This window comes from Psittacicella melopsittaci (assembly GCF_003585925.1).
In the GTDB taxonomy this organism is placed as follows: Bacteria; Pseudomonadota; Gammaproteobacteria; order Enterobacterales; family Psittacicellaceae; genus Psittacicella; species Psittacicella melopsittaci.
The window spans coordinates 72,764-96,536 of the sequence record NZ_NRJH01000003.1; the positions used below are offsets into that span (position 1 = coordinate 72,764).

General features: G+C 37.7%; 15 protein-coding genes. 7 read left to right on the forward strand and 8 right to left on the reverse strand.

The window, feature by feature from the left end; all coding sequences use genetic code 11:
* The first annotated feature begins 1 nt into the window (after position 1).
* The 6 genes from CJP74_RS00350 (at position 2) to CJP74_RS00375 (ending at position 12,320) form a co-directional block, all read left to right on the forward strand.
* Complete coding sequence (locus CJP74_RS00350) at positions 2–3,139, forward strand: DEAD/DEAH box helicase family protein (RefSeq protein WP_119496289.1); 3,138 nt, start codon at positions 2–4, stop codon at positions 3,137–3,139.
* Positions 3,140–3,196: 57 nt separating this feature from the next.
* Positions 3,197–4,807, forward strand: a complete 1,611-nt coding sequence (locus tag CJP74_RS00355; protein ID WP_119496290.1) for a hypothetical protein — start codon at positions 3,197–3,199, stop codon at positions 4,805–4,807.
* Between the two features lie 2 nt (positions 4,808–4,809).
* Complete coding sequence (locus CJP74_RS00360) at positions 4,810–5,997, forward strand: hypothetical protein (protein ID WP_119496291.1); 1,188 nt, start codon at positions 4,810–4,812, stop codon at positions 5,995–5,997.
* A 312-nt stretch (positions 5,998–6,309) separates the two neighbouring features.
* Entirely contained in the window at positions 6,310–7,686 is a 1,377-nt protein-coding gene (gene uhpT / locus CJP74_RS00365) for a hexose-6-phosphate:phosphate antiporter UhpT (protein WP_119496292.1), read from the forward strand.
* A gap of 964 nt (positions 7,687–8,650) precedes the next feature.
* Positions 8,651–10,036, forward strand: a complete 1,386-nt coding sequence (gene uhpT / locus CJP74_RS00370) for a hexose-6-phosphate:phosphate antiporter UhpT (RefSeq protein WP_119496293.1) — start codon at positions 8,651–8,653, stop codon at positions 10,034–10,036.
* Between the two features lie 172 nt (positions 10,037–10,208).
* A complete protein-coding gene (locus CJP74_RS00375; protein ID WP_119496294.1) occupies positions 10,209–12,320 on the forward strand; it encodes an NAD(P)H-dependent oxidoreductase in 2,112 nt (703 codons plus the stop codon).
* 1,196 nt (positions 12,321–13,516) lie between these two features.
* Here the strand turns inward: CJP74_RS00375 and rplI are convergent.
* From rplI to CJP74_RS00405, 6 genes are all read right to left on the reverse strand, one after another.
* Positions 13,517–13,966, reverse strand: a complete 450-nt coding sequence (gene rplI, locus CJP74_RS00380; protein ID WP_119496295.1) for a 50S ribosomal protein L9 — start codon at positions 13,964–13,966, stop codon at positions 13,517–13,519.
* A gap of 18 nt (positions 13,967–13,984) precedes the next feature.
* Complete coding sequence (gene rpsR / locus CJP74_RS00385; protein WP_119496296.1) at positions 13,985–14,206, reverse strand: 30S ribosomal protein S18; 222 nt, start codon at positions 14,204–14,206, stop codon at positions 13,985–13,987.
* Between the two features lie 190 nt (positions 14,207–14,396).
* Positions 14,397–14,729 carry a primosomal replication protein N gene (gene priB, locus CJP74_RS00390; protein ID WP_222986784.1) on the reverse strand — a complete coding sequence of 111 codons (333 nt, stop codon included), beginning with the start codon at positions 14,727–14,729 and terminating at the stop codon, positions 14,397–14,399.
* 19 nt (positions 14,730–14,748) lie between these two features.
* Entirely contained in the window at positions 14,749–15,093 is a 345-nt protein-coding gene (gene rpsF / locus CJP74_RS00395) for a 30S ribosomal protein S6 (RefSeq protein WP_119496298.1), read from the reverse strand.
* A 605-nt stretch (positions 15,094–15,698) separates the two neighbouring features.
* The gene (locus CJP74_RS00400; protein ID WP_119496299.1) at positions 15,699–16,682 is read right to left on the reverse strand and encodes a Tle-like phospholipase domain-containing protein; all 984 of its coding nucleotides are present in this window, start codon (positions 16,680–16,682) and stop codon (positions 15,699–15,701) included.
* Between the two features lie 249 nt (positions 16,683–16,931).
* Positions 16,932–18,359 carry an MFS transporter gene (locus CJP74_RS00405; RefSeq protein WP_119496300.1) on the reverse strand — a complete coding sequence of 476 codons (1,428 nt, stop codon included), beginning with the start codon at positions 18,357–18,359 and terminating at the stop codon, positions 16,932–16,934.
* A 176-nt stretch (positions 18,360–18,535) separates the two neighbouring features.
* On the opposite strand from CJP74_RS00405, the gene CJP74_RS00410 reads away from it, so the two are divergent.
* Complete coding sequence (locus CJP74_RS00410; protein WP_119496301.1) at positions 18,536–19,480, forward strand: nucleoside hydrolase; 945 nt, start codon at positions 18,536–18,538, stop codon at positions 19,478–19,480.
* Between the two features lie 95 nt (positions 19,481–19,575).
* Here the strand turns inward: CJP74_RS00410 and CJP74_RS00415 are convergent, their stop codons facing one another.
* Both CJP74_RS00415 and CJP74_RS08020 read right to left on the reverse strand, forming a co-directional pair.
* Complete coding sequence (locus CJP74_RS00415; protein WP_222986786.1) at positions 19,576–20,688, reverse strand: MBL fold metallo-hydrolase; 1,113 nt, start codon at positions 20,686–20,688, stop codon at positions 19,576–19,578.
* 637 nt (positions 20,689–21,325) lie between these two features.
* A partial coding sequence (locus CJP74_RS08020; protein ID WP_222986788.1) for a beta strand repeat-containing protein occupies positions 21,326–23,773 on the reverse strand: 2,448 nt, incomplete at its 5' end.

Consider the following 23,773-nt stretch of genomic DNA (forward strand, 5'->3'; position numbering starts at 1 on the left):
GATGAATGCGTCAGAAAAAGACCTCTGTAATGAGGTTATAGATAAAATCCTTAGCCAACTGGGCTATAAAAAGCAACAGCCAAGTAGCTTAGGCAAACTTGCCGAGCAAGCTCTGCAAATGCGTACGTTTAGTCTTGAGCAACAAAAATTGGCTCGCAATATTCTCTCGAGCCTGCTTAACTCTCAGTCTGACTTCTTTGCCAGTAAGCAAGGACAAGGTTATTATCTTCAGCTGGTAAACCTTGCTCTAGACTACCTTGAGTTAAATTTTAAGCAAAGAACAAGCCAAAGCACTTTCCTTTGGTATAACTATAAGTTTGCCCAAATTTTACAAGAAATAATTGCTTTAAAAGCACCTCATCTGCATGAGTTTAGTTTTGTGCGGGAAGTAAAACTGCCCCATGAACATGGCTCTTATCGTGCTGACTATGGCATCTACTTTAATGGCATTCTTTTGAGCTTAATTGAGGTAAAACGCGATACTTCCCTGCACGATAAGGCACAAAATCAATTACTCAATCAAAGCTCGAGTGCTCCTAGTGTGCTTTTTGCTCAATTACTTGTTGCCCTAAGTGAAAACTCCCTAACCTATATTAGTGCAGGAGAAAATCAGTTTAAAAAATGGGTTTTTGATGGGTCGGTAAAACATGACTTTATCCAAGAGCGGGTAAAAAGCCAACTTAAATTGCTCAACCTAAGCTCCTATAAACGCCTAAAAGAAAATCTTACTAGCCTCTTTAGTCCTTATCGTTTGCTCGATTTTGTGCAAAGCTTTATTCTCTACCACAAAGTAGACGCTAGCACACAAACTATAGTTAAGAAAATTTCGGCACGGCACAATCAATACTATGGAGCTTGTGCCTTAAGAGCGCGAATAATTAAAAAATATGCTCCACACTTAAAAGAAGTAAAATCTAACCCCGACTGGCAAGCTTATGTAAAAAGCCTCAAAAGCAATTGTGCCGATGATGCCCTCATCAATCAAGCTCCAGGCTCGGGCAAAAGTATGATCATTACTTTTTTACTGAACTGGATTCTGAAAAACCTCGAGCAGGCTAAAGTAATTGTGGTATTTGATCGCGTACAACTCGAACAACAATACCAAAAACAATACCTCGAGCAACTCGAACAAGAGTATAGCCAAGAACAGCTAGTAAACCTCAATGCCTACCGCAGTAAAAATATGCAACACTTGCAAGAGCAGCTCGATGACCCTGAAAGCAAGCTTATTTTTACTTTAATCCAAAAATTTAATCCCGACCAAAGGGATAAACGCGTTTTAGATAGCTACAATTGCGTGGTAATTGTTGATGAGTGTCATAGATCTCACTCAGGCAATTTACACCATGCCATTCGCCAACGCCTGAGTGACAAACAAATTATTCTCGGGCTTACGGGTACAGCTTCGCCTGAAGTTTACACAAAAAACTATAATAATAAATTCTTACGTGCCTCAGAATCTAACTTTGGGGATGTAGTACATACTTACAGCTATGCTCAATCGGTAAATGATGGCAATATCTATGATATTACCTATCTTTACCCTGTAATTAGTCTCATTAAAAACGACAACTCTGATCTCAGCGATTTTGCTGATAAAAGCTATAGCCAAATAAAAAATAGCCTCAATCGGGAAATTAAACTAACTCCTGAGCAAAGTCTTGATTATATTTATGCTTATGTGCACAAGTATCTCTGTCAAGAGCAACAATGGGGAGCTTTACTAGTTTGTGAAGATATAAATCAAGCCTTTCACTATGCTCACCTTTTAGAGCAAAGAAATCTGAGCTTAAGCAAGAAGCAAGCAAATAGTAATCTCAAACCCATTCCCTTTGCTTTAATTACTTCCTATAGCTTAAACCAAGGGGCTAATCAAGATCCACAACACAAAGAAAGCAAAGAAGAGCTCTTACGTCGCCTTATACAACAGCTTGATCCTAACAATAGCAACAACCTCAAGCTCTATGAACAACAGGCTCTTAACCTCTTTCAAACTAATCCAGAAAAACTGCGTTTACTTATTGTTGTAGATAAGCTCACTACAGGTTTTGATGCACCTAAAGCTAAGCTCTTGTTCTTAGCCCGCAACCTGCAAGGAGGGCAACTTATCCAAACTATTAGTCGCGTAAATCGCTATGCCCAAGGAAAAACCACTGCCTATGTGGCTGACTTTTGTAATAACTATGACAATTTACAAAAGGCTCGCGTCGACTATATTTGGATTCCCGATCAATTTAAAGTAAGCAATAGCCAAGGGGTAAATAAAAAACTCGAAATCTATGACCAAAAGGCTAACTCCTTGTATCTCCAACTGCAAGATTTAGGGCAAAAGCTCGGCATAGATATCCAACAAGAAAATGACGAGCAACTTGGACTTTTACAGCAAAAGTTTGCTCCTATCTGGGATCAACCTGCTCGCCTCGAGCCCCAACTTCTTGAAGTTTTAGCTCCTTTTACGCGTGGACTAAAAGATGCCATTCAAGCTTTAACCTATTTGGCAACTATGCTCTATGTGCGTAATAATGACTTAAAACAAAGTACGCCTTTATTTAGACGCCTCGAGTTTTTTAATGGGCTCTTAAAAACTTGCAAAGAAATTCTTTGTCAAGCAAGTAAAAACGCTCAACTGCTCGGCTTTAATCCTCTGCTCAGAGTGGAAATTAATGATGCTTTTGAGTATGCCATGCTTAATCTCGAACTCGGGCAAGTGGAAAACCTTGAGCTGGCAAGCGAGCAAAAAGAACAAGTTTTATTGGAACAAGAGCAAGGAGGCAAACTGGCTTCGGGCTATGTAGCTGATTTAGAACAAACTCTAGATCTTCTAATTCAGCAATGCCAAGAGGAGTTACAAGAGCTTATAGGGAAAGGGATCCGCTTAAATATTAAAGACCTAATCAAAGGTTATCTACTTTTTGCCCAATTGGACCCAGAACTCGTTAAGCAACATATTGCCTTCTTAGCCAGCCAATACCGTAATCTCGGGCAAGAACCGCCAGAGAAAATTGAAAAAGTGCTCAACTTTTCGCAATACAAATTTATTGCCCAATACTCTGATCACGATTTAGATAATGAGGAATTTTTCCAAGCTGTTTCAGAGGCAACTCGAGCTTGGCAAAACCATTTTGCAAATAACGGTTAATAAAAAATGCTTAATTACACCTTTTCAATCACGCGACCTCACCTCTTTAAGACGGCCATGGATGATCTCTTGGTTTTTGATCCTGGCATAGCCATAGAAATTTATACTAAGGCTATTGTCTCGCAAGTAAACCTCTATCCGCAACGCCATGAGCCTCAAAGCAATAGTCCAGTTTCTACCGCAGAAAAGAAACTGGCAAAGGCCGTGTATGAGTTTTTACAAAGAGAATACACACAACGGGTACCTGAACTCCATAAAAGTGAAGAAGTTAAAGCTAAAGTCGGCATGCCTACACTTATGGCTGCTAACGAAGGTAAAGATCCTGCCGTAGACAATGTTACCTACCGTTTGTTTGTCGATATCTTTTTCCCTTACTTTGAAGCTCTATGCTACTATGCCCAAGGCAAAATAGACAAACAAACTAGCTTTGCTAGCCTTTACTCCGAGTACAATGAGCGCTGTAAAATCTACGAGCGCTCTAATGTAAGAGTTCCAGAGGCTGAGTACTTTAGCCGTCTCTGGCAAGCTCTAGCTGACAAGGATAACTCTTACTTTGGTAAGCTTGCCATTTGCCCGTTAGATGACCGAGAAAATGTAGTGTTACAAGAGTTTTTTGCGAGCAACTCTCCTTATACTTTAAATAAGGACTCAGTTATTACTTTTTTAAGTAGTTATCTGCTCGCCCATGATCCTAGCTATCAAGAAAAGCTTTTGCCTTTACTGCAAGCTTTTAGCCAAGCTTTGCCTTTTTCCTTTACCTTTACTTTTGTTTGGGATCTCAAGCAGTTTTATGAGCAAATTAAAGGACAAAAATTTAAAACCCTCATCCTTGTGCCAAGAATTTGTAAGTACAATAATGACTTTGACATAAGTGCCGAGCAATGGCTAGAATTGCTCGAAGATAATGGGCAAATTCTTCTTTTCTTATCGCGGACTAACTATATTGCTAAAAATGACAAGTACCAGTATTTTGCTCAATTTATCTCAGGGAAAAATATTAAGTCTTGTATCTATGCGGGCAACAATGGCTTTACTAGCGATTATCCGTATACTCTCTGGGAAATTAAAAAAGAGCCACAAAGCTACATTAGCTTTAGTAGTCTGTATGACCCTAAACTCAAGAAGAAACTCAGTTATGCTGCTTGCCAAAATCTGGCTCTTAGTGCAGCTAATATCTTTAACTTTAATGATCTTATCTTTGGAGCAAGTATGCATTACTCTCTTGAACAAATTTTTGCTTCTTTTCCAGAACTTGAAGGCTTAGGCATTGATTACTCTCAGCTCTTTACCTTTGATCCAGAAGGACAGGTTACAGGTCTAGCTGCAAGCCTCGAAGAGTTTGAAGCCTTATACCAACCTAATACCAATGAACAGATAACAATTAATCTCTTGAGCCAAGGTTTTGAGTCTTTCAAAATAGCCTATGTTGGTATGCAAGGAAATAATTCATATCGCCCTCTGTACGAACATGTTTTTGCGCAACTTAATCCAGAAAACTATAAACAGTATCAAGACTTTATTAAACAAGTTTACCTAAATCTCGAACAGTTTTTTGCCCAAAACCAAGCTACACAAGCAAGAGTAAATAACCTTGCCCAAGCTAAAAGTGAACTAGATCAAGCTTTTACTACACTAGAGTTTTTTAAACAAGCTCTTAAAGGGGAGTAATCATGGCTAAATATAAATTTGCCGAGCTCTTTACCATTAACATAAAATACTATAATTATAATAGCCAAGCTGAGTACTTAGAGAGGGTTACAGATATTTTTACTCCGCATTTTAATCTTGCTGATCCTTTTTACTATCAAGTAGGGAAAGAGTTAATTTCACATCCTCTCCATGCTGGGCAAAAAATCTGTTTGCAAGAGGTGCAAGCCCAGGATATAGTGCTTAACTACGAACAAAAAGCTCCATTAGCTTTTGCTGAGGGGATTATTCCTAAAGACTGCTTACTTAAATACAACAACACTAGTGATTTTGTTCTGGTGCACATTAATGACTTAAGTTTGCTCTCGCCTGAATTTGCGGTAATAGTTTTAAATAACTTTGCACCTCTCTATAGCTATGAAGCCAAATACGCGGTAAAAGGTAGCCTGGATCCAGCAACTGAAAATCTCAGCGTGGAAATTCCAGGACCTCAGCAACAAGCCCAAGCAGTTGCCCTCTATAAAGAGTACTATCCGTTCTTTGCGCAAATCCTGCAAAAACTAAAAAACTTTGCTTTTGCTTATACCCAAGAGTTTTTTGCTACTTTAGATACAGATTTAACTGAGCAAAAGCAAGAAAAATTCATTCAAAAGGCTTTACAGGGGCACGAGTTTAGCTGGGGTAGCTTCGAGCGCATTAAAGGAGAACTCAGTAGTCATGTTTATAAAATTTCCTTGAAATTTAAAAAGCCAAGCCCTGAACAGCGAGAAATTTTCTATGAAGAATTTGCTCGCTTTAATAGGTTTTTTCTTAAAACCTATCCGCTCATAGTGCAAGAAGTTCTGCAAACTTTCTTAGAGTTTAACCAACAGCTTTATCTCTTTGCCAATGGCTATCCGCAAGGCAAAGATTTACCTCAACGTTTAGCAGCTCTTCTACCTGAGCTAGAAGCTAACTGGGCTGAGGCAAGGGCAGAGACTTCTCAAGTTACGGCAGAGGGTTCTCAAGTTACTAGAGAAAACTCTCAAGTTAGAGCTGAAACTTCTCATGTTACTTCCGTGCCAAGAGGTACAGAGAGCCAATCTCAAAGCAAAGCTCATTCTCACACCCCAACTGGGGCTAGTCAAGCTCACTCTGAGATAAGTTACACTAATCCAGAACTTGATAAAATTATCGCTGACTTTATTAAACTTGGTCACACTCAGAATTAAATTAAGACCTCTGCTCGCGGGCAGAGGTCTTTAACTTTGATTGGAAGGCTAGATTTTATCTCGTTTATCTTACGTAAAATCCTTCTCTATATTTTCCCCAAACACTTTTGTATATATTGAGTAAAACACTCAAAATTTACCTTTTTTTATCCGATAAATCCATTAAGTATTTTGTAAACTAGATATTTATTTGTCCTTTTATAGTATAATATGCCGCGTTAGTTTTTCAGCTAACCATATTCTAATAGGCAAGAGTTAATCTGCCCACAAACTAGTTTAGGGGATTAGTTTGTGATTTTATGAGGATACATTATGTTTAAATTTCTTGAACAAGTGCGTAAGCCTACTTTAGACTTACCTGTTGAAGTAAGACGTCGTATGTGGTTTAAACCATTTATGCAGTCTTACTTAGTAGTGTTTGTCTGCTATATGGCAATGTACTTAATTCGTAAAAACTTTAACGTTGCGCAAAACGACTTAATTGCAACCTATGGCTTAACTAAAACTGAACTAGGTTTAATTGGTCTTGGCTTTTCTATTACTTACGGGGTAGGTAAAACTCTGGTAAGTTATTTTGCTGACGGAAAAAATACTAAGCAATTCTTACCTTTAATGCTCGTGCTCTCGGCTATTTGTATGCTCGGGTTCTCAGCTTCATTAGGGGGCGGAAGCGTAGCTATTTTCCTGATGATCTCTTTCTATGCTATGTCTGGCCTCTTCCAGTCAACAGGGGGATCTTCATCTTATTCCACCATTACTAAATGGACACCAAAATCAAAACGTGGTTTCTATTTAGGTTTATGGAATATTTCCCACAACGCGGGTGGAGCTGGGGCAGCTGCTGTAGCTTTATTCGGAGCTAACTACTTCTTTGACGGGCATGTAGTGGGAATGTTTATCTTCCCTTCAATTGTTGCTTTAATTATTGGTGGTATTGGTTTATGCATTGGTAATGACTCACCAGAAGCTTACGGTTTAGGGAAAGCAGAAGAGTTATTTAACGAAAAAGAATCAGAAGAAGACCGTCAAGTTGCTGAACAACAACTAACTAAATTCCAAACTTTTGTGCAATATGTATTATTTAACAAGGTAATTTGGTTACTATGTTTTGCTAACGTGTTCCTTTATATAGTTCGTATTGGTATTGACCAATGGTCACCAGTATATGCCCATGAGGAACTTGGCTTTAGTAAAGAAGTGGCAATTACAGGTTTTACCGTATTTGAAATCGGTGCTTTAGTAGGTACGCTTCTTTGGGGTTTCTTCTCTGACTTAGCACGTGGTCGTCGTTGTCTTTTAGCGGTAGTAGCGTTAATTATCATTATCTTTACTATCTCTTACTATCAACATGCAGCAACGCCAACCATGTACCTTGTAGCTCTTTTTGTTCTTGGTTTCTGTGTCTTTGGTCCACAACTTCTGATTGGTGTGGCAGCTGTAGGCTTTGTCCCAAAACGTGCGGTTGCTGTAGCTGACGGTATCAAAGGTACTTTTGCTTACTTAATCGGGGATTCATTTGCTAAACTTGGTTTAGGTTTAATTGCCGATGGTACACCAATTTTTGGGCAAACAGGTTGGACAGGTACTTTCTTAGCTTTAGATCTATCTGCGATCCTCTGTGCTGTCCTTCTTGGTACAGTGGCAATTTTTGAGGAAATCAAAATCCGTAAAGAAGCACGTAGTGCTTAAGTAAATGTAAAAAGTCCTTAGAGTTTACTCTAGGGACTTTTTTCTTGTTTGGGTTTAGATTGAGGGGGAGAGGAGATAGAGATTTGAGGTTTAAGTTTTTTGCTTGTTTAGGGTTGGGAGTGAAGAGTAGAAGAGATAGAGTTTTGAGGTTATTTGCTTGTTTCGGTTCTTTGCTAGATTGGGTTTGGCTTGGCTGGGGTTTGGTTGATCACTAATTTAAATAATTAACCTTTTTGCTTTTGTTTTTTGCTTTTGTTTTTTGCTTTTGTTTTTTGCTTTTGCTTTTGCTTTTGCTTTTGCTTTTGCTTTTGCTTTTGCTTTTCTCTCTTTTTTTGTTCTTGTTTCTCCCTTAATTTAGTTACTACCTCTTGCTAAAATGATCGTTTTTGCACCAAAATAAAAATATTTGCGTTCTTTTTACTCATTTTTTGTTCTTTTTAGCTAACAATTTTTGTTCATTTTGTTCTTAGTCTTTTACTCTTTTAAAGTGCTAAATGTTTGATATTTAGCTTTAATTTCACTTTTATCTTTCTTTTCCTCTCTTGCTCTTCTTTTTACGCTTTTTGCTTATTTCTTAGTCATTTCCTTGGTCTTTTAACGTAAAAACTCCCCTATTTATCGGGGTTTTTGCACTTTTGCTTTTTTGCCTAATTGCAAAAGTGTGACCCATGCCACAAAAACGCAAATCGAATTATTTTTTTCTTGCCCTTGCTTTTATAATTAAAACTGAAAAACAAATTAGTGTTTTACACACTAACTAATTTGCATTTTCCCTGTAAATATAAATATCGACATATAAACCTCATAGAGATTAATCAAAACAGCTAATTCCTCCTAAGCACAATAAAGTTTTGATTAATCTCTTTTTTTACCTGCAGATTTTAGTTTAACTAGAGTTTTGCTTTTATGTTGCTATGCCTATTTACTATATCCTCGTCCTTTCTTTTAAAAAACGCTAAGCATTATGTTTAAATTTCTCCAACAAAAACGTATCCCTACCCTGGATCTTCCTGTAGAAGTAAGACGTCGGATGTGGTTTAAACCCTTTATGATGTCTTATCTAGTAGTCTTTATAAGTTACATGGCAATGTATTTAATTCGTAAAAATTACAATGTTGCCCAAAATGACTTAATTAACGACTATGGTCTCACAAAAACCGAACTGGGCTTAATAGGTTTAGGGTTTTCCATTACTTATGGTATAGGTAAAACTCTATTAAGCTATTTTGCTGACGGCAAGAACACTAAACAATTTCTCCCGTTGATGTTAATTCTCTCAGCTATTTGTATGCTGGGGTTTTCCGCATCTCTGGGTGGAGGTAGTGTTGCTATTTTCTTAATGATCTCCTTTTATGCTCTTTCAGGCTTTTTCCAATCTTGTGGGGGGTCTTGTTCTTACTCAACCGTAACCAAGTGGACACCCAAATCAAAACGGGGCTTTTTCCTCGGAGCTTGGAATCTTTCCCATAATATCGGTGGTGCTGGAGCAGCTGCCGTAGCTCTCTTTGGGGCAAATGTCTTTTTTGATGGGCATGTAGTAGGAATGTTTATCTTTCCTTCCCTTGTGGCAATAGTTATTGGTATTATTGGTCTTTGTGTGGGAAATGACTCACCCGAAGCTTACGGCTTAGGCACGGCAGAAGAGCTTTTTAACGAGCCTGAGTCTACTGAAGATAAGGAAGTAGAAGAAAAGCAATTAAGTAAATTCCAAATCTTTATTCGCTATATTCTCTTTAATAAAGTAATCTGGTTACTTTGCTTTGCCAATATCTTTCTCTATATAGTGCGCATAGGTATTGATCAATGGTCACCAGTATATGCTAATCAAGAACTGGGCTTTAGTCGTGAAGTAGCTATTCATGGTTTTACGGTTTTTGAGATAGGTGCTTTACTCGGAAGTTTTCTTTGGGGCTTTTTCTCGGATATTATAAAAGGACGTCGTTGTTTACTTGCCGTAGTTGCCTTACTCATTATTATTTTTACTCTCGGCTACTATCAGTTTGCAACAAATGTCTTCATGCTCTATAGTGCCCTATTTATCCTCGGCTTTTGTGTATTTGGTCCGCAATTGCTCATAGGCGTTTCTGCCGTAGGTTTTGTACCAAAAAAAGCAGTAGCTGTTGCTGATGGTATCAAGGGTACTTTTGCTTACTTAGTTGGCGATTCTTTTGCTAAACTAGGTCTAGGGCTTATTGCCGATGGTTATCCAATTTTTGGGCAAACAGGTTGGACAGGAACATTTTTAGCTTTAGATGTTTCAGCCATTGCCTGTGCCGTACTCCTTGGCATAGTAGCTATTTTTGAGGAAATTAAAATCCGCAAAGAAGCAAAAACCACAAAAACCAACTAAATTCTGTGCTCTAGGTACGTCCTAGAGCCATTTTTTTGCCTAAATGGGAACAATTTTACTCTAAAAGCCCAGATTCGAGCATAAAAATCTGAAGCTAAAAGCTTAAACCGTTATAATAAAAAATAAAAATCCCTTTCCAGAGTTTTAGGCTAATCCCCAAGAGGATTAAATTATGCTAAACGTTTTAGTACTAAAATCTACCATGCAACCAAACAATTTTTCTCAGAGTGATTGGTTGCTCAACCAAGCCTTACAAAATGTTGTAAGTGCGGTGGAAAATTTTAAAGCACAAAAACAGTGCTTTCCTTTTACTTATCAATATATTAATCTAGATAAATTCAATTTAGTTTATCAAAATTTTACGCCGTATATTTTAGAAAAACTAAATAATCAACTGGCGTTACAAGACACAGATACCAAGCTTGATTTTAGTGAACAAGTAAATCATTTTCTTGATCAACAAGGCTTAAAGCACCTAGTTGAAGTGGTTGAAGCGCAAAACTGTAATCTCGACGTAAATATTACTAACTTTACCAACCAAACTCTGGCTGAGTTTAGTTTGTTTTATGATCAACTTTTAGAACGTGATCCTGCAAAAGTAAAATTCATTGTTCGTGATGTAGATGCCTTACCATTTAACTACACTTACGCGCATTTACAAATTGCCGATCAGTTTAACCCAATTCGTCTGGCAACGCGAGCGCAGTTAGCGGCTAAGTTTACTGAGTTCAACTGGTTTGGCGAACAAGTAACTTCAGGGTTAATTCAAGAATTTGATGAGTACTACTTAAGTAGAATCTTTAAACCTTTTTACCAAGCGAATCTAGTTCCTGTTCTCGACGGGAAAAACTTAACTCGCTTTAATTACTCGGCACAACAAGATCTGCAAATGTACTTTGAGCTCCTTAATCCAGGACGCCAAGATGCAGAACTGCAAGTAGTCGCTCAGGGTCAAGATCAACTTAATGCTCTCTTTGATCCAAGTTATGCCGATCAAGCCTTTAATCAGGTTTATCATAACTACTTAACCCGTGCCCGTGTACCAACTTACAATAATGCTTGGGATGAAATTCTCGAACAGCATGTAGGCTTTAATTTTACCCGCACCACGGGCAAAGCCTATGAAAGCAAAGTTTGGGCAATTGGTATCTACGAGTATAAAGTAAATAGTGCTCTTTCACGTAGTTTCCCAGAAACTCATCCTAGCTTAGCTTTAGCCCAGGCTAATAACCTCGTTAATGAGTTCTTACAGGCAGATATCATTATTATGGCAACGCCTGTATATAACCACGCTATAGCTACCAAACTGAAAAACTATTTAGACTTCTGGGTAAGAACTGGAGTTACCTTTAATACTGATAACCCAGAAGCTTTCCGTCAACGCTTATTCCCTGTAGCTAAACGTTTATTTGTTTTAGCAGCAGCTGGTGCTGATGATCGTTATAAAAAATACCTCAATGAGTTCTTTAGTGCTTATTGTGAGTTTATTGGCGTTAACTACGAGCCTCTGGTATATCGTCCTTATTCTTTTAGTATTCCTTGTCCTGAGTTAGATCCTGAAGCTAACAATCTACAAGAAAAAATAGCCCAACAAACGCTTGAACAACTCGAAGAAGTAGTTTACCAAGGTGTAACTCAGTATCTGCAAGAACGTACGGCTTACCTAGGGCAAGATCTAAGTGTGAGTCATCAAGTAGCAGCCCTAAATAACTTAGGTCCACAGCTAACTCCACTGTTAGATTTAACTAAGTTACCGTTAAACTTACCTAACACTAAAGAAGCAACTTCTCCATTTGAGATAGCGGCTCAACTGGCACATAGTATGCCAGAAGACTTACAAGACTTTAGTGGCATTCATCTCTGGGGCACTTACTTTAGACAATACACTCCTAAAGTAAGCAAATCTGAAGATCTTGCTTCTAAACCAGACTTAGTAATGCACTTAAGCAAAGCTAGTGTAGACTATATTCACTACAGCCTAGATAAAGAACAAGCACAACGTAGTGCCAATAAAGTTCGTGATCTGGCGAGCATTACCCCAAAAAGTGCACAACTCTGTGCCAATAACTGGTTACAAGCAAGCCGTTACCCAATTGATGTGCTCGCTGCCAAAGACTATGAGCATGTAGTCTTTTATGCAAGTCTAACGCAGTATCCAGTACCTGAATTTACAGGTAGTCAACTTCTAGCAGCTTTACAACACCAAGCAACCTACTTTAAGGTAAACCAAGGTGATGCTAAGGTAAACAAATTTGTTGAACCTCATGCTTTAGAAGAGGATTAATTTAAATTCCCTAGCTTTTTTAGCTAGGGAGTTTTTTTGCCTTAATTTTAGAAGAAAATATCTTGAGTTTTTTAGTCAAATAAGGGTAAGAGATAATTCTAGCTAAAATTTCCATTTTTCGTGCTTTTAAATAAGATTTGTTCTAATATACCCAGCTAAAATCTCATGAAAATATAGAAAAATAGGCAAAAAATCAACTTTTTTTGTATAATTTAAGTGTGAGGTAAGCATTACCTTTTCTTTACTTTTTTAGCAAGAGGCGATGTTTATCTAACAAACGTTATATGAAACAATATAAAGAAGTTTTAATATTTCTTTAACGAGAAGACCAAGCTTACTTGGTCTTTTTTTTATTTATAATTTTTGCCAAGGGGGATGAGACACTTACAGACAAGAGCAAGAGAAGGGAGAAGGACACAGAGAGGCAAGAAGGAGAAAGAAAGATAAATACAAATAGACAAAGCAAAAGACAAACGAACAAAAGAAAAGCAAAAGAAAAAAACTAGAGAAAAGGTAAACAGAGAACAGGCAATAGAGCTAGGCTAGAGTTTTAATAAGCATTGATAGTGAGAAAAGAGAAAACAGCAAAGAGAATTCGGCTAGGGTTTGAGCAAGCATTGATTATGTGGAAAGTGAAAACGCCAAAGAGAAATCTGCTAGGGTTTGAGCACGCTTAATAGGAACAACTTTGTTTGAGAGAGGATAATTCTGCTAGAGTTTGAGCAAGTATTGTTAGCAATAACTTGAGGATAGGTCTCTCGGCTAGAGTTTGAGCACGCTTGATAGGAACAACTTTGTTTGAGAGAAGATAACTAGGCTAGAGTTTGAGTAAGCATTACTAGTAAAGAGTAAAGAAGATAAAAAGATGGTAAAAAGGATAAACAAACAGAAGTGAACTTAACAAGAAGAGAATTCGGCTAGGATTTGAGCACGCTTGATAGGTACAACTTTGTTTGAGAGAGGATAACTCGGCTAGGGTTTGAGCAAGCATTGTAAAAAAGGACTAAATAAAATAAGAGAGAAAAGAAGATAAAAGAGAAAAGAAAGAGAAAAGAATAAAAGCTAAACTCCTAAAATAAAGAATAAAGCTCGGCTGTAGTTTTATCTCGCATTAACTACTCAAAGCTAAGCTTGCTTATTTTGAGCAGATAAGGCAAAAGCCTCAGGATTTACCTGAGGCCTTTTGCAAGGATAAATTAACGAGAAACTACGTTTACTGCTAATTTAACATTCACATCAGCGTGTAGGTGGATAACAACTTCTTGTTCACCTAATTCACGGATTGAACCACCGTTGATACGCACTTGTGATTTTTCTACGTTAACACCGTATGCTTCTAAAACATCAGCGATGTCACGAGTTGTTACAGAACCGAATAAACGACCTTCTGAACCAGCTTGAACACCGATTTCTAAAGTACCGATTTCTTCGATTTTAGCTGCTGTAGCTTGTGCAGCTGCTAATTTAGCAGCAGCTTCTTTTTCTAATTCAGCACGTTGTGCTTCAAATTTAGCACGGTTTTCAGCTGTAGCTAATACTGCAATGTGTTTAGGTAATAAGTAGTTACGTGCATAACCACTTTTAACTTCAACTTCAGTACCAACTGAACCTAGATGTGCTACTTTATCTAATAAAATAACTTTCATTTAAATATCTCCGGTTGATTACTGATTGTCAGTATAAGGGATTAAAGCTAAGTAACGTGCACGTTTGATTGCACGAGCTAATTGACGTTGAGTTTTTGCATCAACACCAGTTAAACGACTAGCAACGATTTTGCCAGATTCGTTAACAAAATTCTTTAATGTAGCAACGTCTTTGTAGTCAACTTCAGTAACTAATTCTGGTTGACGTACCATTTTACGACGACGAACAAAACGAGCCATTTGGCATTGTCTCCTAATTAATAAAACTTTACAATGATTGTTGTTATAGTACGGGCTAGCATATCACCCGCTTTAAAATATCTCACTCACAGATAGGGAAGTCTAGTAGACAACCTACTATCTCTTTCACATCAGTTCTATAGGGAATACACTGACACAGTGGACTATTGTCAAGCGTAGAAAAAACAAATTATGCTTCTTCCTCGTCATTATTAAATTCAACAATCTCTACTTTTTGGGCGTGTAAGATGAGTTGAGTATCACCTTTGCGGCTTTTATGCGCAGAGATGAACCCAGTACAACGTACATTTGTACCAATTGTATATGAGTCTGTTTCGTTTACAAGCTCTTGACCGCTAACTAATACAGCTAATCTTAACCACACTTTGCGGCGTAAGCCTACTTCTTCAAAGCGCTCTGATTGATGCTGCATTGTCCATTGGCGGTGAGGTATTCCAGATGGAGAGATAATCTTTTGTGGCTCTACACAAATAGTGCCATCAATTGTGATTTCATTTTCCACTTTAATACTCTCTTATAAATTATTCAGCAGCAGCTACTTTATCTTCACCTTCTTTAGCTAATGGTGATGGAGTAGTAATTGCTTCATCTACACGTAAAACTAAAGAACGGATAACCGCATCTGAGTAACGGAATGTGTTCTCTAATTGGCTAATTACATCAAAAGTAGTTTCAACGTTCATTAAAACGTATGTAGCCTTGTAGATTTTATTAATAGGGTATTCTAAATTACGACGACCCCAGTTCTCTAAACGGTGAACTTTACCACCTTTTTCAGTTACCATTGCAGTGTAACGTTCGATCATTGCAGGAACTTGTTCAGATTGGTCAGGGTGAACCATGAATACGATTTCGTAGTGACGCATTGCTGATCCTTACGGTTTAAAGCCTTCCAGATAGCTCTCATATCTATAAAGGCAAGGATTAAAACAAGTGAGAGCCGAAATAAAATTTCAGTTAAGTGAATATCGCTTAAATTCTTTACCGAAAAAAACTAATTCGCAAGCGAATTAGTCTAAAAATCAGGGAAAAAGAAATTGCTTTATTTTTCCTGAATTTAATTGACTGCAATATTATAGCAGATTTTTTCTTACAAAGGAAATTTTTTTGCAAAATATTTTTCCTTGCCGTAATCCTCATAAAAAAGTCCTCGACCTTTGCTTGTCGCGGACCTTTAGATTAGATAGTCTAGGATAAAACGCAGAATTAATAATGCTTGCAGGAGTAATGACTACTGCTAATTAGATTTGCACTAATAATAGCAGGAGTCTAGCTTTTATTAGGCTTAGAGAGGGGGGCTTTTCTTTGCTTAAGGTTTTGCTGTTCTTTGTACTTTCGGTAAGGTAAATAGTTTTACCTAGCTTGGTCAAGGTAAAGATATCTAGTTTTCTTTGCTATACGAAAAGCTTTGCAACCTTTCTCAAGGCAAATAGCTTTGCTACCTTTCTAGAGGTAAATAGCTTGCCTAGCTTTATTTCTTGCTATTAAACAGTAACACCTGAGCTTGTTCTTGCAATTGTTTAAGTTTGCTTTTAAAGCCCTTATTTAGAGTTAACATAAAGTGCTTATCTAAGGAAGTGTAGCCTACTGCCAAGTCTAAAGCTCGTGTTTTGCCCACTTGGCTAGGGATCTTACTTTGCCAATGTACTTGCCCTAAGCCAAGAAAATTCTCTTGTTCATAGGAAAAGTCTTGGGCTTCTTGTAATAGTTCGCCAGGAAGATAGAGAGCTTCAATTTTACTTAAATTAGCTTCTTCTTTAATCGTACTTGGATGTACTCCTGCGGCATTAAAAGTTGTAGTCTCCACTCCTGCGACCTGAGCAAAAGTAGCAGCCAAGCCTCCGCCAAGAGAATGTCCCAAGCAATAAAGCAAGTGTCCCTTGCCTGAGGCTTTTACTTTTTCTCCTAGAAGCTTAGCTTGGGCATAATAGGCAGAGGGCTCACCGCGAGCTTGCTTGAGGTTGTTTTGCCAATCTCGCAAAGAGTAAAAATAAGTTCCTTTAAAGCTAAGAAAAAACTCATACTCTAGTTCAAGGCGAGCTAAGGAAGTATTCCCCCAAACTTGCGGATCTTTTTGGTAGAGTTTGGCTTTGAAGTGACCTTGGGGTAATTCAAGATCACCTACTTTTAAAGCAAACTGAGCTAAAATCTTTTCATCTTCGCTTACATCCTTAAACCCCTCAGGTGGAGGAACAAAGCTCGGATCATAGACACAACTTGCTAGTAACCCTAAAACACTCCAACGCCAGTAGAGATAAAGCTGTTCTTCGAGTTCTAAGGCATCAGCTGTACCTAGAGCATGCAATTGCGGCAATAACTCAGCCAGAGTGCTTTTTTCTTGTCGCACATCAAGGCGAGAAAGAATTTCTCTATTCACAAAAGTTAAGACTTTTTCCTTGATTTTGTCTTTGTCTAGGTTTAAGACTTTTTCGTTTAATTTATCTTCTTTAGTCACCTTGCCTCTCCCTCGAGTTGTCCTTACCTTTATTTTAACAAAAAAAGCGCAGGGATTTCCCTACGCTTTGCTGTAAATTTGTCTGGTAAAATGCTCAGCTGAGGTTTTCTTGCCTGAGTTTTTTCTCGGCTGGTTCTTTCTCAGTTGAGTTTTTTGTTTGGCTAGGTTTTTTCTCAGTTGAGTTTTTTTGTGTGGCTAGGCTTCTTCTCAGTTGAGCTTTTTGTTTGGCTAGGTTTTTCCTTGCCTGAGCTATTTTTTGTTAGCTTCTAGATCAGCATCATCTATACCGTCTATGTGTTTTACTTGATGCGGATCAACTACTTGCTCAGCTTGAGGTTGGACTGCCATGTTTTTCTTATCCTTGCCTGTACGCCAAATAAGGTTATACCCTAACGAAAGAGCGGTACAAATACTTATTACTGCAACCATCATCACTAACAGAGTTACCCCATTATAAAGAGGTAAATGCGATACCATATTGGCAATAACCCCTGCGACAAAGATCCTAAAGCCGTTGAGCATAGAAGAGGCTGTACCTGTCATATAAGGGTAACGCATTAAGTAGATCACCATGGTATTACCAATCTGAAAACCATTAAACACTACCGTAAGAGAAACTGAGGCGATTATCCAAACTATGTGCAGTTGATAAAACATTACATAAAGCGTAAAAGCTAATGTCGCAAACTGAAGAAGCGAGCCTGTAACCCACATAGTTACTGGTGAAACACCTCGTTTGATCATAAACTGATTAATTTGCACGCCAATTATAATCCCTCCGATAATCGGCAGAGTTACATAACCATAATGCGCACTGTCGATATGGTAAACACCAATAGCTAAAGCTGGCAGTAAAGTTGGCGGACCAAAAATAGTTACCGCAAAAATAGCATTAAGCACTAACAACCAAAGCGATTGCGGACTAGTAATAATCGTGCCATAGTTTTTTATAATCCGCATTGTATTGAGTGGTTGTCTTTTTTCTGGATCAAGCGTTTCTGGTACTTTAATGACATAGGCAATTACTGCCAGAATTACCACTATACTAATTATATGGAACACCCAATGCCAGGTTAAATGCAAGAGAATCCAACCCCCAAATAAAGGAGCTAAAGCAGGAGTAAAAAGAAAAAGAGTAATTAACCAAGAGTTGTATATGACAAACTCTCGTGGCGAATATACATCCTTGAGCACTACCGAAGGTACAGCTCCCATCCCTGCGTAGAAAATTCCTTGCAAGACCCTTGCCACCATTAGAGCCGAGTAATCGTGTAAGAGGGTAATAACTGTATTTATCCCTATAGCTAAAATCCCACAAACTACAATAATGGTTTTACGCCCAAAACGGTCAATGGTCGGTCCCCAGAGAAACAAACCTATACCATTCCCCATCACAAAATAGGGAACTATGGCTTGAATACGGTTCAAGCTGGTATTAAAGTCATGGGCAAGAACATTAATACTTGGTACCATTGCCCCATTAGCCAAGCCTGTAAAGGCAACAAAAAATACTAAAAGTAAAAGTAATACCCTCGCTCCAGGCATGCGTTTACGCAATTGCTCTTGGAAAGGGGTAATAGCGTCAAAGCCTACATAAGTGTTACTAGCTTGACCGCCGTGTTTTCCTGATAAACCTGTCGGTGCAGAACTGGCAGGTTCTGTTTGATTATTCGACATAAATCTCTCACATGAACCTTAAAAATTTTTCTAAAAACCGCTCTATAATAGCACAAAGTCTTGCCGAAGAAAAATAGTTCCCTCGCCCTGGACATTTTCCCGTATAATAAAAGTGTTTCTTTCTTTAAGGTAATACTCGCACTATTTCCCATTAAAAATCAAAGGAAACTAAACTAATGGTTCGCAAAGTATATTTTAACCACGATGGTGGCGTAGATGATTTAATCTCATTATTTCTTCTCTTAAAAATGGATGACGTTCAGCTCGTTGGCGTGGGCGTTGTGGATGCGGACTGTTATATTGAACCCGCAGTATCTGCAAGTAGAAAAATTATTCAACGTTGGGGCTCAGAACAAGATAAGGCTAACCTTGCGGTAGCTTGGTCAGACTCGCGTGCTGTGCATCAATTCCCAAAACAATGGCGTCTACAAGCATTTACCATGGATTCATTATCAATTCTTAATGAATATAAACCTCTAACGGTAAAAGAGGCTCCATTAAAAGCTCATCTCGATTTAGTTGAAATTTTACATAAGCAAGAAGAGCCAATTGATTTACTCTTCACTGGTCCTTTAACGGATCTGGCACGTGCTCTGGATCATGACCCAAGCATTGAAAGTAAAATTAAAGAACTCTACTGGATGGGTGGTACCTTCTTAGATAAGGGCAATGTAGAAGAACCTGAGCATGATGGTACAGCCGAATGGAATGCTTACTGGGATCCAGCAGCTGTTAAACGCGTATGGGATAGCCAAATCAAAATCAACTTAGTTGCTCTCGAAAGTACTAATAAAGTACCTTTAACTTTAGAAGTACGTGATGCTTGGGCAGCTGAGCGTCGCTATGAAGGCGTAGATTTTCTTGGTAACTCTTACGCAAATGTACCTCCTTTAAGACACTTTGTGACTAACTCTACATATTTCCTCTGGGATGTTTTAACAACTTGTTATTTCCACAAACCAGAGTTAGCTTCGTCAGATGTAGTTTATTCTGATGTAATTGTAGATGGTCCGTCTGCAGGTCGTACAATTTTAAAAGAGGGCGGTCGCCCTGTAAATCTGGTACACGATGTAGATCGTGATGCCTTCTTTGCTTATATGACTGGTCTGGCAAAAAAATAATCCCAAAAAAAAGGTCAAGAGCTTGGCTCTTGACCCTTTTTTTGTCTTATTTAAGACATTAATTATTAGTAATATCCTTACTTAAATTACTTAAATTATTGTACACTTTCCCACCAACGGCTATTAGGTAAGTTGTCATAACTAAAGGTTGTTCCTATTACAGGAGTACCTACAATTAGTTCAGGATAAATAGTCGAGTGTTGTTCCAGATATACTTTAATTGGGGTATCCCATTTGTGTTTTGCTAAATCGTATTTAGCCCAGTGAATAGGAACTACACGTTGAGCATTAATGTCTTTGGCAGCTTGAAGAGATTGCTCTGGGAACATGTGGATAAATGCCCATTGTTTGTCGTATTGACCATTTTCAATAAAGGCAATATCAAAGCTCCCAAATCTTTCTCCGATTTGTTTGAAGTGCTCACCATAACCGCCGTCACCAGAGAAGAATACTCTTAATTCTGGAGCTTCAATTACCCATGAACCCCAAAGAGTACGGTTACTATCACTAAAACTACGTCCTGTAAAGTGTTGGTTTGGAGTAAGAGTATAAGTAATACCGTTAATTACCGTATTTTCCCACCAGTAAAGTTCAGTTACTCTTTCTGGCTCTACACCCCAACGTACAAGGTGAGCTTTAACGCCTAGAGGAGTAACAAAGTGATCTACGCGATCTTTTAATTCTTTAATTGCTTTGTAATCTAAGTGATCATAGTGATCATGAGAAAGCACTACTACGTCTACATGTGGAATATCGGCAGTTTGCGGTAAGTGATCCATAGCAAAAGGCTTAGCGAAAAAAGACACAGGTGAAGACTCATAGAACACTGGATCGGTCATAATTACTTGGTTGTTTACTTTCCCTACTAAAGTAGAGTGACCTAACCAAATGAACTGTCCGTTTTCTAATGCCGCTACCTGAGGTTTTTCACTAGGTAGAGGAGATTTAGGACGACGAGGATTTTCCTTATAGGTGTTTTCAGCAACAAAGTTAAACAGAGTTGCTATACGTGAAGGTCGAGGTTCATCCTCACCATCTTCCGCTTCAACCATTAAAGGTATTGCTTGGGTATTGTGGAATGTTTGGCTTTGTGCATCATAAGTTGGCGCATTAGCCATGCGAGCAAGAGTTTGCTCGTCTTGTTTTCCCCCAAATACTGGGGCAAATTTTAAAAAGGCAAAAAGGGCTACGGCTAGAATTACTAGCACGAGAATTAAATACTTAAATATAATCCAAATAAAGGAGAAAAAGTTCATAGTTCTGTTTGTTGTTTGTGGTTGTTAAAGATTAATATGCATTATAGCCAATTTCTTTTTCTTTAACAATCCACTTTTTTTGTTTACTCTCTTGAGTTAAATTTAATAATCGCAAAGAGATTATTTTTTCTTAAAAATCTTTAGCTTATTAGCCTGGTAAGATTTTGCGAAAGTATATTATACTTTTTTGATCGCTTTTAGCAAGGGGAAGAAGCTTATTTTACCTTGTACCTGATTTTTTTGCTTTTTTACATTTCTTGTTCTCTTGGTGGTTTTTCTAGATTAGTTTTTTTCTCTTTCTTAGATGCTTTTCTAGATCATTTAGATCCTTTTCTAGATTATTTCTTTTTTTCTTCTTACATCCTTTTCTAGGTCATTTCTTTTTTTCTTCTTGTCTGCTTTTATAGATTGTTTCCTTTTTCTTCTTGTCTGCTTTAATAGATTCTCATTTTCTTCCTCTTTCTTATAGTTTCTTTCATTTTCCTTTCCTAGTTAATTATTTAAATTAGTGATCAACTAAAATTCAGCCATAAAAAAATGCAGACTAGCGAACTAGTCTGCACTTAAATTTAGTTAACCTCAGAAGAGATTATTTTGTTCTAGATCTTAGATAACCTGGAACAAGTTCACATGCTTGACGTAAGCGTGCTCTATCAGCTCCATCAATGTTGTATTTCTCGAGAATACCTAGAAGACTTAACGTACTTGTATCTTCTTCACTTACGTTGTATTTGTCTAGGATACGATCAATATCAATATAACAAGTTGATAGTTGAACTTGTAATTCAGAAATGGACACTGTTTCACCTGGAGCGAGAGGTTTATCACTCTCTTCAACTTCTTCAAGAGCATACTCACGAATGAGTAGAGGACTAACTCTAGATTCTAACCATTCAGAGTAGTTTTGGTCTATATCAGAAATTGGATCTACTGCAGGGTCGGTAATAATTAAATTAGGGTTTTCTGATCTAGTTTTACGCGTTAAAGCAGTTGTGCCATCTACAGTTGGGTTCGTGTAAATTACCCCTGTGTTATCTTCAAAGGCAACTGGACCACCATTTAGTACGGTAAAGTTACTAATATTTAGTGAGTTATTGCTAAAGGTATTATTGCCTGTAGCCGTAACTGAAACATTAGTTACATTAATAGTGTTGTTGGTAATAGTTGAACTACCATTGCTTGCATTAGTTACAAAGTCCGTACCACTGAAGTTAGAATTATCAACACTCACGTTTTCTTTTGCGGTGATATTGATAGTTCCGTCATTAGTGATATTTGAACCTGTAATGTTCACTGAACCATTTTCTGAAGTTACTGTAGTAGGGATGTAACGCTCAATCTTCGTTCCGTCAATTGAAACATTACCGTCTTTACCAACAATGGTTGCCCCACCAGTATTATCACCAGTAAATGATGAGTTAGTAATAGTAACGCCAGTACCAGTTACATTGATGTTCGAAGCATTAGTAGTATTTGAACCTGTTACGGTTACATTACCATCTTCACCAATAATATTAACTGTAGTATTAGTACCTGTAGCTGTAATGTTGGTGTTAGAAACATTAGTTTCTTTACCTGTAATGTTTACTGTACCATTTTCTTCAGTAGTTGAAGTAACGTTAGTACCAGTTACATTTGTAGTGTTACCAGATTTAATAGTTACATTAGAACCATCGATCTCACTATCAGTAACAGTTACATTATTGTCACCACTTACTTCAGTTGGGATGTATTTACCAACTTTAGTTTTTGTAATAGTTACATTAGTACCCGTTACCTTACCTTCGCCTGTGTCATCACCTGTGAATGATGAGTTAGTTAAAGTTACATTAGTACCTGTAACATTTAAGTGTGAAGCGTTAGTAGTGTTCGAGTCTACTACAGTTACATTACCGTCTTCACCAATAATGTTTACAGAACCGTTAGTACCAGTCGCAGTAATATTAGTGTTAGATACTTCGGTATCTTTACCAGTAATGTTTACGGTACCGTTAGTTTCAGTAGTTGAAGTAACATTAGAACCAGTTACATTTGTAGTGTTACCAGATTTAATAGTTACATTAGAACCATCGATCTCACTATCAGTAACAGTTACATTATTGTCACCACTTACTTCAGTTGGAATGTATTTACCAACTTTAGTTGAAGTAATAGTTACATTAGTACCCGTAACCTTACCTTCGCCTGTGTCATCACCTGTGAATGATGAGTTAGTTAAAGTTACATTAGTACCTGTAACATTTAAGTGTGAAGCGTTAGTAGTGTTCGAGTCTACTACAGTTACATTACCGTCTTTACCAATAATGCTTACAGAACCGTTAGTACCAGTCGCAGTAATATTAGTGTTAGATACTTCAGTATCTTTACCAGTAATGTTTACTGTACCGTTAGTTTCAGTAGTTGAAGTAACGTTAGAACCAGTTACATTTGTAGTGTTACCAGATTTAATAGTTACATTAGAACCATCGATCTCACTATCAGTAACAGTTACATTATTGTCACCACTTACTTCAGTTGGGATGTATTTACCAACTTTAGTTTTTGTAATAGTTACATTAGTACCCGTAACCTTACCTTCGCCTGTGTCATCACCTGTGAATGATGAGTTAGTTAAAGTTACATTAGTACCTGTAACATTTAAGTGTGAAGCGTTAGTAGTGTTCGAGTCTACTACAGTTACATTACCGTCTTTACCGATAATCGTTACAGAACCGTTAGTACCAGTCGCTGTAATGTTAGAGTTAGATACTTCGGTATCTTTACCTGTTACTACTACGTGACCGTCTTTGTCAACTGTTGAAGTTAAGTTAGTACCAGTTAGAGTAGTAGTGTTGTTACCGTTAACACTTACATTAGTACCAGTTACTGTACTACCTGTTACAGTTACATTATCACCACCAAGAGTTACATTAGTAGTGTTTGAAGAAACTGTAGAGTTAGTAATAGTTGTTGTACCCTTAGGTGTATCAACTTTTACTGAACCGTTAGCAGTGGTTGTAGAGTTAGTAATGGTTGTACCGTTTGGACTTGAGATAGT

What these genes read in the sequence shown, in the direction of transcription:
- uhpT (WP_119496293.1), top strand. Translation starts at nt 8,651, where the DNA reads ATGTTTAAATTTCTCCAACAAAAACGTATCCCTACCCTGGATCTTCCT.
- uhpT (WP_119496292.1), top strand. Translation starts at nt 6,310, where the DNA reads ATGTTTAAATTTCTTGAACAAGTGCGTAAGCCTACTTTAGACTTACCT.
- CJP74_RS00375 (WP_119496294.1), top strand. Translation starts at nt 10,209, where the DNA reads ATGCTAAACGTTTTAGTACTAAAATCTACCATGCAACCAAACAATTTT.
- CJP74_RS00350 (WP_119496289.1), top strand. Translation starts at nt 2, where the DNA reads ATGAATGCGTCAGAAAAAGACCTCTGTAATGAGGTTATAGATAAAATC.
- rplI (WP_119496295.1), bottom strand. Translation starts at nt 13,966, where the DNA reads ATGAAAGTTATTTTATTAGATAAAGTAGCACATCTAGGTTCAGTTGGT.
- CJP74_RS00355 (WP_119496290.1), top strand. Translation starts at nt 3,197, where the DNA reads ATGGATGATCTCTTGGTTTTTGATCCTGGCATAGCCATAGAAATTTAT.
- rpsF (WP_119496298.1), bottom strand. Translation starts at nt 15,093, where the DNA reads ATGCGTCACTACGAAATCGTATTCATGGTTCACCCTGACCAATCTGAA.
- rpsR (WP_119496296.1), bottom strand. Translation starts at nt 14,206, where the DNA reads ATGGCTCGTTTTGTTCGTCGTCGTAAAATGGTACGTCAACCAGAATTA.
- CJP74_RS00405 (WP_119496300.1), bottom strand. Translation starts at nt 18,359, where the DNA reads ATGTCGAATAATCAAACAGAACCTGCCAGTTCTGCACCGACAGGTTTA.
- CJP74_RS00360 (WP_119496291.1), top strand. Translation starts at nt 4,810, where the DNA reads ATGGCTAAATATAAATTTGCCGAGCTCTTTACCATTAACATAAAATAC.
- CJP74_RS00410 (WP_119496301.1), top strand. Translation starts at nt 18,536, where the DNA reads ATGGTTCGCAAAGTATATTTTAACCACGATGGTGGCGTAGATGATTTA.